Origin of the sequence: Methylobacterium currus, assembly GCF_003058325.1 — a bacterium.
Lineage (GTDB): Bacteria > Pseudomonadota > Alphaproteobacteria > Rhizobiales > Beijerinckiaceae > Methylobacterium > Methylobacterium currus.
Map to the genome: position 1 here is coordinate 694519 of NZ_CP028844.1, position 18278 is coordinate 712796.

At 69.2% G+C, this 18278-nt stretch carries 14 protein-coding genes and 1 pseudogene; 12 read left to right on the forward strand and 3 right to left on the reverse strand.

Annotated features, from left to right (window positions below; translation table 11 throughout):
• Positions 1-36: 36 nt before the first annotated feature.
• The 12 genes and pseudogenes from DA075_RS33345 (at position 37) to DA075_RS33395 (ending at position 15029) form a co-directional block, all read left to right on the forward strand.
• Complete coding sequence (locus DA075_RS33345) at positions 37-2214, forward strand: TonB-dependent siderophore receptor (protein ID WP_099957378.1); 2178 nt, start codon at positions 37-39, stop codon at positions 2212-2214.
• Between the two features lie 137 nt (positions 2215-2351).
• A complete protein-coding gene (locus DA075_RS33350; RefSeq protein ID WP_099957379.1) occupies positions 2352-3185 on the forward strand; it encodes a DJ-1/PfpI family protein in 834 nt (277 codons plus the stop codon).
• A 614-nt stretch (positions 3186-3799) separates the two neighbouring features.
• Positions 3800-4216: pseudogene (locus DA075_RS37935) on the forward strand (sodium:solute symporter family transporter); the annotation flags it as partial.
• Positions 4217-4547: 331 nt separating this feature from the next.
• Positions 4548-5054 (forward strand): SLC5/6 family protein, encoded by a 507-nt coding sequence (locus tag DA075_RS37940; protein WP_244537589.1) that lies wholly within the window; start codon positions 4548-4550, stop codon positions 5052-5054.
• A 60-nt stretch (positions 5055-5114) separates the two neighbouring features.
• The gene (locus tag DA075_RS33360) at positions 5115-5972 is read left to right on the forward strand and encodes an AraC family transcriptional regulator (RefSeq protein ID WP_048427910.1); all 858 of its coding nucleotides are present in this window, start codon (positions 5115-5117) and stop codon (positions 5970-5972) included.
• A 269-nt stretch (positions 5973-6241) separates the two neighbouring features.
• Positions 6242-9199 (forward strand): xanthine dehydrogenase family protein molybdopterin-binding subunit, encoded by a 2958-nt coding sequence (locus tag DA075_RS33365; RefSeq protein WP_091887005.1) that lies wholly within the window; start codon positions 6242-6244, stop codon positions 9197-9199.
• Complete coding sequence (locus DA075_RS33370) at positions 9196-10035, forward strand: FAD binding domain-containing protein (RefSeq protein ID WP_091887003.1); 840 nt, start codon at positions 9196-9198, stop codon at positions 10033-10035. The genes DA075_RS33365 and DA075_RS33370 overlap by 4 nt, the downstream gene beginning before the upstream one ends.
• The gene (locus DA075_RS33375) at positions 10023-10547 is read left to right on the forward strand and encodes a (2Fe-2S)-binding protein (RefSeq protein WP_091887001.1); all 525 of its coding nucleotides are present in this window, start codon (positions 10023-10025) and stop codon (positions 10545-10547) included. The genes DA075_RS33370 and DA075_RS33375 overlap by 13 nt, the downstream gene beginning before the upstream one ends.
• Complete coding sequence (locus DA075_RS33380) at positions 10540-12090, forward strand: AMP-binding protein (protein ID WP_091886999.1); 1551 nt, start codon at positions 10540-10542, stop codon at positions 12088-12090. Before DA075_RS33375 ends, DA075_RS33380 begins: the two co-directional genes overlap by 8 nt.
• A gap of 56 nt (positions 12091-12146) precedes the next feature.
• Positions 12147-12953, forward strand: a complete 807-nt coding sequence (locus tag DA075_RS33385) for an enoyl-CoA hydratase/isomerase family protein (protein WP_091886997.1) — start codon at positions 12147-12149, stop codon at positions 12951-12953.
• A 152-nt stretch (positions 12954-13105) separates the two neighbouring features.
• Positions 13106-14452, forward strand: a complete 1347-nt coding sequence (locus tag DA075_RS33390; RefSeq protein WP_091886995.1) for an MFS transporter — start codon at positions 13106-13108, stop codon at positions 14450-14452.
• Between the two features lie 94 nt (positions 14453-14546).
• Entirely contained in the window at positions 14547-15029 is a 483-nt protein-coding gene (locus tag DA075_RS33395; protein WP_091886993.1) for a TIGR02444 family protein, read from the forward strand.
• Positions 15030-15031: 2 nt separating this feature from the next.
• On the opposite strand, the gene DA075_RS33400 is transcribed toward DA075_RS33395, so the two are convergent.
• The 3 genes from DA075_RS33400 to DA075_RS33410 all read right to left on the reverse strand — a co-directional run bounded on the left by DA075_RS33400 (position 15032) and on the right by DA075_RS33410 (position 18118).
• The gene (locus DA075_RS33400) at positions 15032-15604 is read right to left on the reverse strand and encodes a UbiX family flavin prenyltransferase (protein ID WP_048436754.1); all 573 of its coding nucleotides are present in this window, start codon (positions 15602-15604) and stop codon (positions 15032-15034) included.
• Entirely contained in the window at positions 15601-17058 is a 1458-nt protein-coding gene (locus DA075_RS33405; protein ID WP_091886991.1) for an aldehyde dehydrogenase family protein, read from the reverse strand. The genes DA075_RS33400 and DA075_RS33405 overlap by 4 nt, the downstream gene beginning before the upstream one ends.
• A gap of 133 nt (positions 17059-17191) precedes the next feature.
• On the reverse strand, positions 17192-18118 hold the full coding sequence (locus tag DA075_RS33410; RefSeq protein ID WP_048427920.1) for a LysR family transcriptional regulator: 927 nt from the start codon (positions 18116-18118) through the stop codon (positions 17192-17194).
• Positions 18119-18278: the final 160 nt, after the last annotated feature.

The following is an 18278-nucleotide window of genomic DNA, read 5'->3' on the forward strand; positions in this document are numbered from 1 at the left end:
TCGCCAATCCGATCAGTCATATGATGGACCTCAGCCATGCATTCCCTCTCCAGGGCCGAGCTGTACGCCGCCCTGCTGCCGACCCTGCTCGCCTCGACTTCCGTTCTTGCGCAGACCGCCGGTCCGGATACCATTCCTCTCCAACAGATCGACGTTGCCGGTGCGGCCCTGTCCGGCCGCAGCGTACCGAACGGCGGTAACTCCGACGGCGTGACCGGCTATGTCGCGTCCCGGACGACGACCGGCAGCAAGACGCGAACGCCCGTCGTCGAAATCCCGCAATCGGTATCCACGATCACGCGCGAGCAGCTCGACGACCGCAATGTCCAGACGCTCGTTGAAGCACTCAATTACACCCCTGGCATCACGCCGAACTACGGGTACGGCCCCTGGGTCGACTGGTTCTCGGTTCGGGGTTTCGATCTCGTCACGCTCGGGACCTATCGTGACGGTCTGCGGCAAGGCTATGGCGGCGGCAACTTCGCCATTCCCCGCGTCGAGCCCTACGGTGCACAATCCATCACGGTTCTACGGGGTCCGGCTTCCGGTCTCTACGGCCTCGGGTCCCCGGGCGGCATCATCAACGTCATCACGAAACGTCCGACCGCGGTTCCCTTCGGCGAGATCCAGTTCCAGGCCGGCAACTACGACCGCTACCAGGGCAATTTCGACATCGGCGGACCGGTGGTCGGCAACGAGCAGTTCAGCTATCGCCTGACCGGCCTGTTCCGCGATGCGAAGGATTGGCTCCCGGGCGGCAAGGACAACCGGACCTACATCGCGCCGGCAATTACATGGCGCCCCGATGCCGATACGTCCGTCACGCTCCTCGCGGAGCACATGACGGTCACGAGCGCCGCCAACACGTCCTACTTCTACGACGCACCGAACCGCCGCCTGACCAACTACTTCAAAGGCGATCCGGCCTACAACACGGCCCGGACGGAGCAGTACCGGATCGGCTACGAGGCCGAGCACCGGTTCAGCGACTTCCTGGCCGTGCGTCAGAATTTTCGCTTCTACCGCATCCTCGGTGATTACGGCTACACGGATCTTCTCTCGATCGATCCGGTGGCCAATACAGGACAACGGACCGCGACGCGGATCGTTGATACGGTCAACGCCATCGCGCTCGACAATCAGGCCGAGACGCGCTTCGAGCTCGGCGGCGTCGCCAATACCTTGCTATTTGGCCTCGACTACAATCATTACGGATACAGCAACAAGATCGGCTTCGGTCCTGCGCCCGACCTCGATCTTTTTGCCCTGAATTACGGCAGGCAATACATCGCACCCGTCGATACGTTCGCCATACGACAGAAGCAGCGGCAGCACGAGATCGGTCTCTACGCTCAAGAACAGGCCAAGTGGGGCGGCTTCGTCCTGACGCTCAACGGTCGACAGAGTTGGGTGACGAGCACGGTCAACAATCTCGTCGCCGGCACCAAGGCGGATCAGGACAATGCAGCCCTCACCGGCCGGGTGGGGCTCGCCTACGTCTTCGACAGTGGCCTGGCCCCCTATGTCAGCTACGGCACGAACTTCAGCCCGCAGCTCGGCACGGATGCCGCGGGGACGCCGTTCAAGCCGACATCGGGCGAGCAGGAAGAGGTCGGCATCAAATACAAGGTGCCCGATCTTCCGGTCTTCATGAGCGCCGCCCTGTTCAACATCGACCAGAAGAACGTGCTCCGTCCCGATCCGGGCAACCCCCTCCTCTTCCAGACCCCGACCGGCCAGATCCGCTCGCGCGGCATCGAGTTGGAGGCGACGGCCTCGCTGGCACCCGGCTGGAACCTCACTGCCGCCTACACGCATCTCGACGTCACCATCGTCAAAGGTATCGACGATCCTGCCCTCGGGATCACGACCGGCAAGAAGCTCTCCGGCATCCCCGACGACACCGTCGCCGCCTTTGCCAAGTACACGTTCCAGCCCGGCTCGGCCTTCGCCGGGCTCGGCATCGGTGCGGGCGTCCGCTACATCAGCTCGAGTTTCGGCGACGACCAGAACACGTTCCGTAGCCGGGGAGACGCGCTGGTCGATGGCGTCATTGATTACGATCTCGCGCTGTTCGACCGAAAGTACTCCGGCCTGCGGCTGCAGGTGAATGCGACCAACCTGTTCGATACCCGCCGGATCGTATGCCAGACCGGGCTCTGCCTGTACGATGCGAGGCGGCAGGTAATCGGCAGCCTCGTGTATCGCTGGTAGGGCCGCGCGGCCATCGATCTCCAGGCAGAGCGGCATGATGCAGCTTTGCCTGGATCCTTGTTGCTGCATCTGTTCTGTTTCGTGCGGAGACGGATATTGCGAATGATTCTCAGAATTCAGATTGGAGGACAGTCCTCATGACCATTGTCGATCGCCGAACCGCCGCACTGCTCGCGCTCCTCTCCCCGTTCGCCGCCGGCTCGGCGCGTGCCGAGTCGGCCGGGCCGTCGCCGCATTCGTCGTCGAACAGCTATGACATGGGTCGTGGCGACGGCGTGCATTGGATCGGTCACGAGGAGATCGGGATGCTGATCTATCCCGGCATGACCATCATGGACCTGATCGGACCACACAGCATGTTCGGGGCCATGATGGGCGCCAAGATCCACCTCGTCTCCCGGTCGCTCGATCCGGTGACGAGCGACGCGGGCGTGACGATCATGCCCACGGCGACGTTCGAGACCTGCCCGCGGGACCTGACCGTCCTGTTCACGCCGGGCGGCACGGACGGCACGATCAAGGCGGCCACCGACCCGGAGACGCTTGCCTTCATGGCCGATCGCGGCAGCCGGGCGACGTACGTGACCAGCGTGTGCTCGGGCTCGCTGATCCTCGGCAAGGCCGGCCTGCTCGAGGGCTACAGGGCGACGTCGCACTGGTCCTGCCGGGACGCCCTGGCCGGCTTCGGTGCGATCCCGACCGAGGCGCGCGTCGTGCGTGACCGCAACCGCATCACCGGGGCGGGCGTCACGGCCGGGCTCGATTTCGGACTGACGATGGTCGCAGAGATGCGCGACCGCACCTATGCGGAATGCTGCCAGTTGATGAGCGAGTACGATCCGGATCCGCCGTTCCACGCCGGGTCGCTGAAGACCGCACCGCGGGAGGTGAGGGAACCGATGATGGAACTGATCGCGGGCTTTTCGGAACAGGCAAAGGCGCTGGCAGCCGGCGGCATCGCTCGCCGATAACGCTTCGGGAGCCATACACCGAACTGGTGACCGGTTCGGTGTATGGTGTCATGATACGAAGCCGATAGAGTTGCACTCTGTAACTCGCCGAGGAGTGCCGTCCCTGATCGGCCCCTGCAGCCGGCCCGGCGGCACATGCTTGACATGTTCCCAATCACGCAGGCGCTGCGACAGCATCCCTATCCACTTCGATCGTCTTAGGATCAGCAACGGTTCCGCGCCCCGCCACGTATCGTCGGCCACTGACTGGTCATGTCTGGGAGGACGGAGCCATCATGGCTGATGATCACCTATATCATTTTTCTCTATTTGATGAACAACCGCTCTGCACGCACGATCCTTCCGACTGGGCGCATACAAGAACGCCATCACGCGCGGTCGCCCGAAAGAACAACCGGAGGAATCATGCCCAATCACCGCGACCTGTGCACATTCGCTGACGTCTGACGGACAGCGGCATCATGCAGCCGAACTGGGTCGTGCTGTCGCTCACGTTGGCCTACTTGGCAGCGATGGGGTTGATCAGCGTCGTCGCGCGCCGTCACGCCAGGAGCGCCGGCAGCTTCACGTCGGGAGGAGCGCGTTACCCGGCAGTCCTGATCGGCTTCCTGCTCATGTCCGAGTTCATCGGTACGGCGGCGAGCGTCGGCACGACGCAGACCGCCGTGAAGGTCGGCCTCTCGGCGGCCTGGAACATCGTGGCCCTCGGCATCGGCTTCATGCTGTACGCCTTCTTCCTGGCCCGTCGCTTCAAGACGCTCGGCGAGAACACCATCTCGGGCGCGCTGGCCCGCGCCTATGGACGCCCGACCAAGCTCGCCACCTCGGTCATCATGATCTTCGCCCTGCAGATCGTGGCGATCTCGACCTACGCGGGCGGCGGCTCCATCCTGGCGGGGCTGCTCGGGATGGACCGCACCACGGCGATCGTCATCACCGGCGCGGTGGCGACGCTCTACGTCGGCATCGGCGGCATGCGCTCCGTGATCACCACCAATGTGCTGCACGCCGTCGTCAAGTACGTCGGCATCCTGGTCGCAGCGGCCTTCGCCGTCTCGCAAATCGGCGGCCTCGGGTCCCTGCAGGCACAGGTTCCGGCCCGGATGTTTGCCGTCGACACCGTCGGCTGGTCCCAGATCCTGGCTTGGCTCGTGGCCGGGATCGGCGCGGTCTTCTCGACACAATACGTGATCCAGGCGATCAACACCGTGGAGGACGGTCGCACCGCCCAGGCCGCGAGCTTCTGGTGCGCAATCCTTCTCGATTCCGTTCGGCCTGCTGGCCGCCCTCGTCGGCGTGTGCGCGGGCGCCTTGATGCCGAACGTGCCGCCGATCGGGGTGCTGCCGGCGCTGATCGCCCGGATGGACGACGTCCTTGCCGCGGTCGTGGTCGCGGGCCTCGCCGGTTCGCTGTTCGGCACGATCTCGGCGCTCAGCATCGGTGCGGCGACGCTCCTCTACAAGGATTTCTACATACCCCTTCGCGGCGATGTGGAAGGACGCGGCTCGCTCGCCTTCGTGCGTGCGGCGACGATCGCGGTGGGGCTGCTGCCGATTCCGCTCGCGATCTACGCGCCGGATATCCTGAAGGTTACCTTCCTCGCCAAGTCCCTGCGCGCCACTCTCGCGGTCCTGGTCCTGTTCGCCTTCTACGCGCCACACGTGACGCGGCCGCGGGCCGCATTCGTCAGCATCGTCGCGTCCCTCGTGCTGACGATCGGCTGGTTCCTGGCGGGCGACCCATTCGGGATCGACAATGCCTACGTGGCTCTGGTCATCCCACTGGTCGTGATGGGGACGGATCACCTGCTGAAGCGGTCAGGCGCGGACATCCCGGCCTCTGTTCCGGTATCCCTGCGACAGAAGTAGCAGCGAGGCTGGGCATGGCGACGGCTGGCTGCGTTCGGCACCGGGTGCTAGGCTGTTCTCATGTCTGATGCTCTCGAAATCACGTACGGAGATTTCGGCCGCGTTGCCCTGCTCGACATGGATCGCGGGTTGGTTCGCCACGCCCATCCGCACTGCCACGTGCTGCTGAAGGTCGAGGGTGACGACACGCAGTTCCTGGTCGGCGACCGGGTGGTCAACCTGACCGACAGCCAGGCGGTCCTCGTCAACGCGTGGGAGACCCACGCCTACGTCCACGATCCGCGCCGCGAGCCGTCGATGATCCTCGCGCTGTACATCGAGCCGGCATGGCTCGGCGCCTTCCGGCACAATTGGTCGGCGAGCGCCGCACCGGGCTTCTTCGACGAGCCCGCCGGGCTGATCACCGCGGTGATCCGCGGTCTCGTGCGGGATCTCGCCGCCGAGATGGTCTACACCCCCGGTTCACCGCGCATCCGGGGCGAGCTGCTGCCGGGACTGATGATCGCCCTGATCGAGCGGTTCACGAAGTGGCGCGAGATCGGAACCTCCCTGCGCGAAGCAGGGCGGCGCCCGCGGGGAGACTGGCGTGTGCAGCGGGCCATGGCCCGGATGCGCGGCGAGGACGGGCTCGGCCTCAGCGCCGAAGCCCTGGCCCGCGAAGCCGGCCTGTCGCGCGCCCATTTCTACCGCCTGTTCGAGCAGACGACCGGCGCCTCGCCGCACGTCTTCCTCAACTCGATCCGGATCGAGCGCGCCGTCGAGGCGATCGTCGCGGGCGACGAGAGCCTTTCGGATCTCGGCACGAAGCTCGGCTTCGCGGCACCCGCGCATTTCTCGCGCTTCTTCCGCGACCACGTCAGCGTGCCCCCGAGCGTCTTCCGCGGCATCGTCCGCCGCTCGGCCGGCTTCGCGGCCTGATCCCACCCGCCGCAACTCACGCGCTGCTCCCTGCCTGCACGACCGCCGCCCATTGCCGGACGGGGTGCGACGCTCGCCTGTCCCGTGCGCCGGAGAAGCAAGGGTCGCACCCCTGCACCAGCAAGCCCGCCCGGACGTCACGATGCCGGTCCGCGGATTTTGAGACGTTTCGGTAAGTCGTGAGACGGGGGCGTCTCACGTCCCGCGGCGGGGTCGATGCAGTTTGCACTCACGAGGCCTCCCTAGAGCCTCGAACGAGGAAGCGAGCATTGGGCATCGAGCACAGCCGTTTCGTCGGGCAGTCGGTCGAGCGCGTCGAGGACGCCGCTCTGCTGTCCGGACGCGGACGCTACATCGACGATCTCGGGCACAAGCCCGGTACGCTGCACGCGGCGATCCTGCGCTCCCCTCACGCGCACGCCGACATCCTCGGCCTCGACGCCGACGCGGCCCGCGCGCTCCCGGGCGTGGTCGCGGTGCTCACCGGACACGATCTCGCCGACGTCGCCGGTCCCCTCGTCCCGGCGCTCCGCGCCGCCGTGGACGCACGGGCGATCGCTGTCGACCGGGTGCGCTACGTCGGCGAGCCGGTCGCCGTGGTCGTGGCGCAGGATCGTTACGTCGCCGAGGACGGCTGCGACCTGATCGAGGTCGAGTACCGCGCCCGTCCGGCGATGGTCGATCCGCTGGCAGCGCTGGCCGAGGACGCGCCCGTCCTGCACGAGGGCGTCGGGCAGAACCTCGTCAGCGACCGCGCCTTCCGGTACGGCGACCCGGACGCCGCCTTCGCGCAGGCCCGCCACACCCTCTCGGTGACGGTCCGCTATCCCCGGAACACCGGTTCGCCGATGGAGACCTACGGGGTCGTCGCCGAGTACGACCCGAGCGACGATTCCTACGATCTCCTCGCGAACTTCCAGGGCCCCTTCAGCATCCATGCCGTGGTGGCCCGCGCCCTCAAGGTGCCGGGCAACCGCCTGCGGCTGCGCACGCCGCCGGATTCCGGCGGCAGCTTCGGCGTGAAGCAGGGCGTCGCCCCCTACGCGGTCCTGATCTGCGCCGCCGCCCGCAAGGTCGGGCGCCCGGTCAAGTGGATCGAGGACCGGATGGAGCACCTCGCCGCCTCGGTCTCGGCGACGAACCGCGTCACCACCCTGACGGCCGCCTTCGACGGCGAGGGCCGCATCGCTGCCCTCGACTGGGACCAGGTCGAGGATTGCGGCGCCACCCTGCGCGCACCGGAGCCGGCGACCCTGTACCGGATGCACGGCAACATGACCGGCGCCTACGCGATCCGGCACGTGCGCATCCGCAACCGGGTGGTGGTCACCAACAAGACGCCGACCGGCCTCGTGCGCGGCTTCGGCGGCCCGCAGGTCTACTACCCTCTCGAGCGCCTCGTGCAGCGCATCGCCGCGACGCTCGGGCTCGACCCGCTCGACGTGATCCGCCGGAACCTGATCCCGGCGGATGCCTTCCCGTACCGCACCGCGACCGGGGCACTGTACGACTCGGGCGACTACCAGCGCGCCCTCGACGAGGCCGTTCGCGATGGTGGTCTCGACGCTCTGCGCCGCCGTCGCGAGGCGGCGCGGGCGGAGGGCCGGCTCTACGGCATCGGCTTTACCGCCGCGGTCGAGCCCAGCGTCTCGAACATGGGCTACATCACCACGGTGCTGACCGCCGCCGAGCGCGCCAAGGCCGGCCCGAAGAACGGCGCGCAGGCCACCGCGACCATCACCCTCGATCCGGTCGGCTCGGTGACCGTGCAGGTCGCCTCGGTGCCGCAGGGCCAGGGCCATCGCACCGTTCTCGCCCAGGTCGTGGCCGACGTCTTCGGCATCCCGCTCGATCAGGTCCGGGTGACCACGGATCTCGACACCGCCAAGGACGCGTGGTCGATCGCCTCGGGCAATTATTCGAGCCGCTTCGCCGCCGCGGTCGCCGGGGTGGCCTACCAGGCCGCCACGCGCCTGCGCGACCGGCTCGCCCAGGTGGCGGCGGCCCAGCTCAACGTGCGGGCCGACGACCTCGTCTTCGCGGGCGGCCGCGTAGCGTCGCGGACGAACCCGGACGCCGCGCTGCCCTTCGCGCGCGTCGCCGCGACGAGCCACTGGTCGCCGGGCCTCGTGCCCGACGAGGTCGGCTCCGTCATCCGCGAGACGGCGTTCTGGACGCCGCCGGAGCTGGCAGCACCCGACGAGGGCGATGCCGTCAACTCCTCGCTGTGTCACGGCTTCATCTTCGATTTCTGCGGCGTGGAGGTGGATCGGGCGACGGGCAAGCTCGTCATCGACCGCTACGTCTCGATGCACGATTGCGGCCGGATCCTCCACCCCGGCATGGTCGAGGGCCAGGTGCGTGGCGGCTTCGCCCAGGCGCTCGGCGCCGCCGTGTACGAGGAGCTCGCCTACGGCGAGGACGGCGCCTTCCTGTCCGGCACCTTCGCCGATTACCTCTTGCCGACCGCAACCGAGATCCCCGACCTCGTCGTCCTGCATCTCGAGAGTCCCTCTCCTTTCACACCCCTCGGAGCGAAGGGCGTAGGCGAGGGCAACTGCATGTCGACGCCGGTCTGCCTCGCCAATGCGGTGGCGGACGCGCTCGGGATCGACGCCATCGACCTGCCGCTGACGCCCGCCAAGCTCGCCGCGCTCAGCGAGCGCAGCGACGAGCCGGCTCCCCCGCAGGGCCGCACCGTGCAGGCGCAGGCCCGCCCGGGCGACCGGACCATGCGCGGCGAGGGTGAAGCCCGGGTGGCGGCGGCCCCGGAGGCGGTCTGGGCGATGCTGCTCGACCCCGCCGTGCTGACCTCGGTGATCCCGGGCGCGCATGGCGTGCGCAAGCTGTCGGAGACGCATTTCCGAGCCGACGTGACCCTCGGCGTCGGCCCCGTGAAGGGCCGCTACAAGGCCGACATCACGCTCTCGGATCTCGATCCGCCCCGGGCCGCGACGTTGTCGGGCACCGTGACGGGGGCGCTCGGCAACGGCGGCGGCAGCGGGCGGATCACCCTGGCGCCGGACGCCCGGGGCGGGACGCGCATCGGCTACGCCTACGAGGCCTCCGTCGGCGGCAAGGTCGCGGCGGTGGGTGGCCGTCTCCTCGACGGGGCGGCCCGGGTGATCATCGGCGGCTTCTTCTCCGCCCTCGCGCGCCGTGCCGGCGGCGAGTCCCGGCCCGGCCTGCTGCGCCGGCTCCTCGCGCGCCTGGGGGTCTCCGCATGAAGCCCGCCCGCTTCGACTACCTGCGCGCCGCGAGCCTCGACGAGGTTCTGGAGGCGCTGACCCGCCATCGCGACGAGGCCCGCATCGTCGCGGGCGGCCAGTCGCTCGTGCCGATGCTGAACATGCGGCTAACGAAGCCCGCGCTGATCGTCGACCTCATGCGGATCGAGACGCTGCGGTCGCCCCGCCGCGAGAACGGCGCCCTCGTCATCCCGGCGGGCGTGCGGCAGACGCTCCTGCTCGACCGGCCGGGCCTCGCTGACGAGGTGCCGCTCCTGGCCGCAGCCCTCCCCTTCGTCGGCCACGTCCAGACCCGGGCCCGGGGCACCCTGTGCGGCTCCGTCGCCCATGCCGACCCCAGCGCCGAGATCCCGCTCTGCCTCGTCGCCCTCGAGGGCGAGGTGCATCTGCGCTCCGCCAAGCGGGCGCGGCGGGTGCGGGCCGACGACTTCTTCGTCGGGATGATGGTGACCGACCGGGCCGACGACGAGCTCGTCGAGGCGATCGCCCTGCCGGTGCGCAGGCCGGGCTCCGGCTACGCCTTCACGGAGATGGCCCGGCGCCACGGCGATTTCGCCATCGTGGCCTGCGCGGCCGTGGTCGACGGGCAGCGGATGCGCCTCGCGGTGGGCGGCGTCGCCGACCGGCCGACCGCCCGCGACTGGCCGCTCCTAGACGGCGCCGCCCTCGACGACGCCCTCAACGCCCTCGCCTGGGACCTCGGCGCAGGGGACGATGTCCACGCCACTGCCCGCTACCGCCGCGACCTCGTGCGCCGCCTCGGCCGCCAGGTCCTCGAACAGGCCGCAGAGGAGGCCCGCCGATGCCACGGCTAGACGCGACGCGACGCCACGAGGTCGCCTTCACGCTGAACGGCGCCCCCGCCCGGGTCGAGGTCGAACCGCGGACGCTGCTCACCGACGCGCTCCGCCACGGCCTCGGCATGACCGGCACCCATGTCGGCTGCGAGCACGGCGTCTGCGGCGCCTGCACGATCACCATCGACGGGTTGCCCGCCCGCGCCTGCCTGACGCTCGCCGTCGCCGTGGAGGGCAGCGACGTGCGCACCGTCGAAGGGCTGGCGCCGGAACCCGGCCGGCTCGGCGTGCTCCAGGCGGCCTTCCGGCGCCACCACGCCCTGCAATGCGGCTTCTGCACCGCCGGCATCCTGATGTCGCTCGACGCCTACCTGCGGCACCGCCCGCACGCGACGCAGGGAGAGCTCACCGAGGTGATCGGCGGGCATCTCTGCCGCTGCACCGGCTACGCCCCGATCATCGCGGCCGCCGTCGAGGCCGCCGCCCTGCTGCGCGGCGAACCGACCGAGGAGACCCCATCCCATGCTTGACCTTGGCACCAGCTTCCTGGCGAGCGTGTCCCGCGACCCGCGGGGCATCGCCATCGTCGACCGGGAGATCCGCCTCACCTACGCGGAGTGGTATGGGCTGATCTCCTCCGTGGTCGCGGGCCTCGACGCGCTCGGCCTTAAGCCCGGCGACCACCTCGTCACGGTGCTGCAGAACCGCCTGGAAGCGGCGACGCTCCACTGGGCCTGCCAGTTCGCCGGCCTCGTGCTCACGCCGGTCAACTGGCGGGCGAATCCCGACGAGATCGACTTCGTGGTCGAGAACGCGGAGGCGAAGGCGGTCGCCTACGAGGGCGTCTCGGCCGCGAGCGTGCGGGCGAGTGCCGCCGCCCGCCTCTGCCCGCGCATCGTCGTCGGCGTGGAGCCCGAGCCCGGCGAGACGCGCTTTGCCGACCTCGCCGCCTTAGCGGCCGAGCCCATCGCGCCTAGGGCCGATGCCGAGGCGGTCTCGCTGATGCTCTATACCTCGGGCACCACGGCGAAACCCAAGGGCGTGCCGCGCCGCCACCGCACGGAGCGCGCCGCCGCCCTCGCCCACGTGGCCCAGAACCTCTATGGCCGCGGCGAGCGGACCCTCGGCGTCATGCCGCTCTACCACACGATGGGGGTGCGCTCGCTGCTCGCCATGTCGCTCATCGGCGGCACCTTCGTGTGCCTGCCGCGCTTCGACGTGGCGGGCGCGCTGCGTCTGATCGCGGCTGAGAGGGTGACGAACCTCTACCTCGTGCCGACGCTCTACCACGACCTCGTCCACCATCCGGACTTCGCCGCGACCGACACGTCGTCGGTGCGCAAGCTCGGCTTCGCGGGCGCGCCGATGACGGACGGCCTCCTCGGCCGGCTGACCGAGGCGTTCCGGCCGGACCTCTTCGTCAACCATTACGGCTCGTCGGAGGTCTACACCTTCACGATCAACCAGGACGCCGCGGTGAAGCCCGGCTCGGCAGGGCGGGCCGGCCTCAACACCCTGGTGCGGATCGTCCCGCTCGGGGCCACCGATCCGCACGCGGCCGCCGCCCCCGGCGAGGAGGGCGAGATCGCCGTGATCGCGAGCGGCGACGAGGCCTTCGAGGGCTACTGGCGCCGCCCGGAGGCCGACGCGAAGGCGTTCCGCCAGGGCTGGTACTTCACGGGCGACACCGGCTTCATGGACGGCGATGGCGACGTGTTCGTGACCGGCCGGGTCGACGACATGATCATCACGGGCGGGGAGAACGTCTCTCCGGTCGAGATCGAGAGCTGCCTGTCGCTGCACCCGGCCGTCTCGGAGATCGCCGTGGTCGGCCTGCCCGACGAGCGCTGGGGGAAGGTGGTCACCGCCTTCGTCAAGCGCCGTGCGTCCGTCGACGAAGCCGCTCTCGACGCCCATTGCCGCGCGGCCGGGCTGCCGAGCCACAAGCGCCCGCGCGCCTACGTGTTCGTCGCCGAGATCCCGAAATCCCCGGTCGGCAAGCTCCTGCGCCGCCAGCTCGTCGCGGGCGCGTACGAGGCCGAGGCGGCGAGCGACCCCTCCGCCGCCGCCTGAGGCGATTCCTTCCCCCCCAAAGGCCTTGTCCCCAAGGTCAACGAGAGAGTGACCCCATGACCAGTGATTCCCGGACCAGCGATCCCCGGCTTTCCAACCTCGACGGCTTCCGCGTCGAAATCGACCCCGCCCGTGAGCGCGCCGACGTCATCCTGGCCCGCCCGCCGATGAACGTGATCGAGATGCCCCAGCGCGACCAGATCCGGAAGGTGTTCGAGGCCCTCGACGAGGACGACCGGGTCCGCGTGATCGTGCTGCGCGCCGAGGGCGAACACTTCTCCTCGGGCGGCTACATCAAGGGCTTCCTCGACGCCTCGCCCGAGCATGTCTCCAAGCTCGCCTGGAACATGGCGGCGCCGGCCCGCTGTGCCAAGCCGGTGATCGCGGCCAACCGCGGCTATACGTTCGGCGTCGGCTTCGAGATCTCGCTCGCCTGCGACTTCCGCATCGTCTCGGAGACCTGCCGGTACGCGCTGCCCGAGCAGAAGCTCGGCCAGATCCCAGGCTCCGGGGGCTCGGCCCGCCTGCAGAAGATCGTCGGCATCACCCGCACCAAGGATATCGTGATGCGCTCGAAGCGCATTCCCGGCCGGCAGGCGCTGGAATGGGGGATCGCCACCGAGTGCGTGCCGGACGGCGAACTCGAAGCCGCCGTCGACGCGCTGGTGGAGGAGCTGCGCGGCTTCTCGCCCATCGCCCAGCGCACGGCCAAGAAGCTCCTCAACGACACCGAGGACTCGACCCTCTCGATCGCCATCGAACTCGAGGGCCACTGCTACAGCCGCCTGCGCCAGTCCGACGACTTCCGCGAGGGCGTCGAGGCCTTCCACGCCAAGCGCAAGCCGAGCTTCCGCGGCTCGTAGCGCTGCCCCGCCCCAGCCGGCGACAAGAACCAGCGCCAAGAACCAGCGCCAAGAGCCGGCCGGGCGGCCCCGAAATCGACCCTCATGACCATCGGAAGGCCCGGCCGCACCGGCCGGGCCAACGATGCCGCGTGCCCAAAGGAGGAAACCCGATGTCCGCCGCCACCACGATTCCCGTGTCCGAGGCCTTGCCCAAGCCGACGACCCGCCAGACCGCCACCGCCGCCATGGCCTCGCTGTTCGGATGGGGCCTCGACCTGTTCGACCTCTTCATCCTGCTCTACGTTGCTCCCGTCATCGGGACGCTGTTCTTCCCCGCCGACAAGCCGATGCTGTCGCTTGCGGGCGCCTACGCATCCTTCGCCGTCACGCTGCTGATCCGTCCCCTCGGCTCGGCCCTGTTCGGGTCCTACGCCGATCGCCTCGGCCGGCGGCGCGCGCTGATGATCGCCGTGCTCGGGGTCGGCGTCTCGACCGCGGCCTTCGGGCTCCTGCCCACGGTCGGCCAGATCGGCTGGGCCGCTACGGCGATCTTCCTCGCATTCCGACTGATTCAAGGCATCTTCGTCGGCGGCGTGGTCGCGGCCTCGCACACGATCGGCACCGAATCCGTCCCCGAGCGCTGGCGCGGCCTGATGTCGGGCGCAGTCGGCGGCGGCGGCGCGGCGATCGGCGGGTTACTGGCCTCGCTGGTCTTCTACGTGATCTCCCTGCTGGCACCCGGCGAGGCCTTCGCCTCCTGGGGCTGGCGGGCGATGTTCTTCTCGGGGCTCCTGACCTCGGCCGTCGGCCTGGTCCTGTTCCGCAACCTTGAGGAATCCCCGATCTTCCGGCAGCTCCAGGCGGAGAAGTCGGCGCGCCGCGCCGGGGCACCCGTGGTCGCCTCGCCGGTGCGTGCCCTGTTCTCGGCCGAGTACATCAGGGCCTTCCTGGTCTCGACCCTGATCTCGTTCGGCGGTGGCGCAGCCTACTATCTCACCTCCGGCTACCTGCCGACCTACCTCAAGCTCGTGAATGGCGTTCCGAATGCGACCGCGTCGATGATGCTCATCGCCGCCAACGTCGCCGCCGCATTCGGCGCCTGCGCGCTCGGCGAACTGAGTCAGCGCATCGGACGCCGATCGAGCTTCCTGCTCATGGGCGCCGTGCGACTGGTGGCCTTCCCGGCGCTCTTCCTCGCCATGGCCCAGACCACCGACACTGCGCTCCTCACAGTCTACGTCATGCTCCTGTCCCTCATCGCCAACGCGAGCTACGGCCCGCTGCTGATCTTTCTCAACGAGAAGTTCCCGACCGCTTTGCGCGCCACCGGCACCGGCCTGACCTGGAACGTCGGCTTCGCGCTGGGCGGCATGCTGCCGACGCTGGTGTCGCTGGCGGTCGACGGTCCCGGCCAGATCCCGATGATGCTCGCGATCTTCACGACCGCCGTCACCGCCGTCTACCTCGTTGGCGCCTTCATGACGGAGGAGACGCGGGGCAACCTCGAGCGCATCTGAGCGCTCCCTTCTCTGCAGACTTGTACCTGCCGCTGATCCCGGGACCGGCCAGGGCATACCTGGCCGGTCACCCCCGTTTCCGAAGGAATGTGCGATGGACGCACACGCGCTCTGGGCCTTTGCCCTTGCTCTCTATGGCCGTCCGGGGGCCGCGCCGGCCTGCCTCGCCCTCCAGGACGAAGCAGCGGCGGACGTGACACTCGTGCTCTACCTGATCTGGTGCGCGGAGACTGGCCGGCCTCTCGATGCAGAAGCGGTCCGGTCGGCCGACGCCGCCGTCGCGCCGTGGCGCGCAGCCGTGGTCGCACCGCTCAGAGCCGTGCGCAGGGCCATGAAGGCGCCCCTCCTGCCCGGCCTCGCGACAGAGTCGCTACGGGACAGGATCAAGGCCTCGGAAATCGAGGCGGAGCGCCTCGCCCTGGTAATACTCGCGGGGGGCGCGCCCGCTCCGGAGCCGTCCGCTCCCGAGCCCCTCGCAGCGGCAAACCGATACCTCGACCTTTACGCCGTTCATCTCGGCCGGCCCCTGCCGGGAGTCCCCCGCGAGGCGCTGCTCCGGGCTTTGGCAGAAGCATGACCTCAAGAACTGGCGTCGCGCCAGCGCCGGACCCGCCCGGATTCGATCTCGAAGAGGTCGAGTACCCGGCCGAGCGTGTGGTCGATCATCTCGGCGAGGCTCTCGGGCCGCGCGTAGAAGGCAGGGACCGGAGGCGCGATGATCGCCCCCATCTCCGACAGGGCCGTCATGGTGCGCAGGTGGCCAGTATGCAGGGGGGTCTCTCGCACCATGAGGACGAGACGGCGCCGCTCCTTCAGCACCACGTCCGCGGCCCGGGTCAGCAGGCCAGAGGTCACGCCGGTGGCGATCTCAGCCATACTGCGCATCGAGCATGGCGCCACGACCATGCCGCGGGTGCGGAAGGAACCGGAGGAGATCGCCGCGCCAATATCGGCCTGCGCGTACGTCCGGGCGGCCAGTACGCGCACCTCTGAGACCTTGAGGTCGGTCTCGTGGGCGAGCGTCACCTCGGCCGAGCGCGACATCACGAGATGTGCCGGAATGTCGAGGTCGCGCAGGATCTCCAGCAGGCGGATCCCATAGATCACGCCCGAGGCCCCCGAGATGCCGACCACCAGGGGCAGGTTCGTCACGGCACTGTACCCTCGACGAGGCCCGGCGCCTGATAGATGTGTTTCAGTTCCGTGAAGTCATGGACTGCGTCGTAGCCGTGCAGGCGCCCCAGGCCGCTCTGCCGGTAACCGCCGGTTTCGGCTTCGGCGAACAGCTTGTTGTGGTCGTTGATCCAGACCGTGCCGTTGCGCAGCGCCCGGGCCACCCGCAGCGCCCGCGCCCCGTCGCGGGTCCAGACGCTGGCGGAGAGACCGAACACGGTATCGTTCGCCCGCGCCACCGCCTCGGCCTCGGTGTCGAAGGCTTCGAGCACTACAAAGGGCCCGAAGATCTCCTCCTGCACGAAGTCCGCATGCGGATCGTCGTGCGCGACGAGGGCCGGCGTGAGGAAGGCGCCGCGCGCCCGCGCCCCGTCGGGAATCGTGGCCCGCAGCAGCACCCGGTCGGCCGCTGCGCAGGCTGCCTCCATCCGGGCCGCGACCGCGTCGCGGCTCGCCCGGTCGATCAGCGGGCCCATCTGCGTGCCAGCCTCGAGGCCCGGTCCGACCCGCAGGTCGGCCAGGGCAGCGGTCAGAGCGTCGCGCATCGCGGGCAGCCCCGCACGGTGGACGAGGACGCGCCGCGCAGCGGTACATTGCTGGCCCGAGATGACCGTCGCGGCGGCGGCAAGCTTGCGCGCGACGTCGCCGATCTCCGCGTCGGGGAAAACGAGGCAGGCGGATTTTCCCCCGAGTTCCAGCGAGAGCTTCTTCATGCTGTCGGCGGCGGCCCGCATGATCGCCTTGCCGGTCGCCGTCGAACCGGTGAAGCTCAGGACGTCGACGTCGTGCGACACCGACAGGTGCTGGGCACCTGCGTGCCCGGTCTCGACCACAACGTTGACGACGCCCGGCGGCAGCCCGGGGGCGGTCAAGAGCGGCGCCATCAGGGCCGCGTTGAACACTGCTGTCTGCGCGGCGGGCTTGACGACGGTGGTGCAGCCCGCGGCCAGCGCCGGAGCGAGCGAGCGGACGAGCAGCACCGCGGGCGCGTTCCACGGCACGATGATGCCGGCGACGCCGGCCGGCTCGCGCTGCATGGTCGAGAGCACGCCGGGCTCGGGTTCCAGTACGTGGCCCGGTATGTGGCGGGCGAGGCCCGCGTAGTAGAGGATCTCGGAAATCGCGCCCGCGAGTTCCCCGCGCGCCTGCGCGAGCGGCTTGCCGTTGTCGCGGGTCAGGAGTTCGGCGAGGGGTTCCTTGCCGGTTTCGAGCGCGGCCGCCCAGTGCAGCAGCACCGTTTGCCGCAACCGAGGCGACGACGCCCAGATGCCCCGGTCGAAGGCCCGTCGCGCGGCGGCGACGGCTGCTTCGGCCTCCCGGGCGCCACCCTGCGCGAGGTGGCCGACCCGCTCGCCGCTCGCCGGATCGAGGCTGTCCGCCTCCGGCTGGCCGTAGGCCTCCCCGTCGATCCAGTGGCGTGCCACCGCGTCCATGCCTGCTTCCCCGCTCTCTGATGTGCGTCCCGGGCCTGGGCGCCGGGTTGGGGCGGAATGGTAGGGTTGAGGGTGTTTTCCTGTCGAATAAGGATGGATGATGCGGGCGATCAGCGGGACGTCGGTTCGCCGGTCAGGGACCCGTGACGATATGGGCCTGGAGCGCGGCCGCGGCTGCCGACAGCTCCTCGCCAAGGATCTCGACGAAGCGCATCGCCGCGGGGGTGAGCGGGTATTTTGGGTGATGGATGATGACGAGCTGGCGGGTGATCCGCGGCGCCACGATGCGGTAGGCCTTGAGCGAGCCCTCAACGAGCTGCCGGCTCACCGCGATGCTGGGAAGGACCGTGAAGCGGTTCGAGCGCGCGACGAAATCCGCGATCGCGGAGGGCAGGTCGAGTTCGATCTGGGGGCTCAAGGTGATGTCCTCCGCGCCGACCCGCCGGTCGAGTTCCAGGCGTAGACCGTGGCGGGCCGAGGGCAGGACGAGGTCGAGTCCGACGAGATCGCGCGTGCGCACCGGCATGGGGATCGGCAGCGGCGTCGCGCTCCCGCCCACCACCACCATCTCTTCATCGAGAAGTGGCTCCATCATCAGCCCGAGGCGGCGGTTGGGCTTGTTGATCACCGCCAGGTCGAGGCTGCCGTCGCCAACGCCGTCGATGAAGGTCGAGGAATAGCCGTCCGCCAGAGACAGTTCCACCTGCGGGTAGGTGGCGGCGAAGCGCGCCAGCACGCTCGGCACCACGCTCATCGAGAGCGACGACAGGATGCCTGCGGTCACCCGCCCCGACACGCTCTGGGAGAGCTGCGCCATCGTGGCCCGGGCCTCGGCAACGTCGCGTAGGATCGGCTGCACGAGCCGGTGCAGCAGCCGGCCTGCGGCGGTCGGCACCATTGCCTTAGGTTGCCGCTCGAAGAGGCGCTGATCCAGTTCGCGCTCGAGCTTGGCGATCTGCATGCTGAGTGCTGGCTGCACCACGTTCATCCGCTGCGCCGCGCGCGTCACGCTGCCTTCCTCGAACAGAGCGACGAAGTAGGAGATCTGGCGCAAATCCACGTGCGGAATCCTGGCTTCCGGCGGTGCTCCAATGCGGCGGTCGGCCGTCGAAAACACGCCGTATCACAGGAGCATAAGCCTGCTGCCACGGCAATTCAGACCGCCTGATCGGCCCCATCAGCAATCCTTATTTCAGTCCGTCGCCGCAGCAGCCTAACGA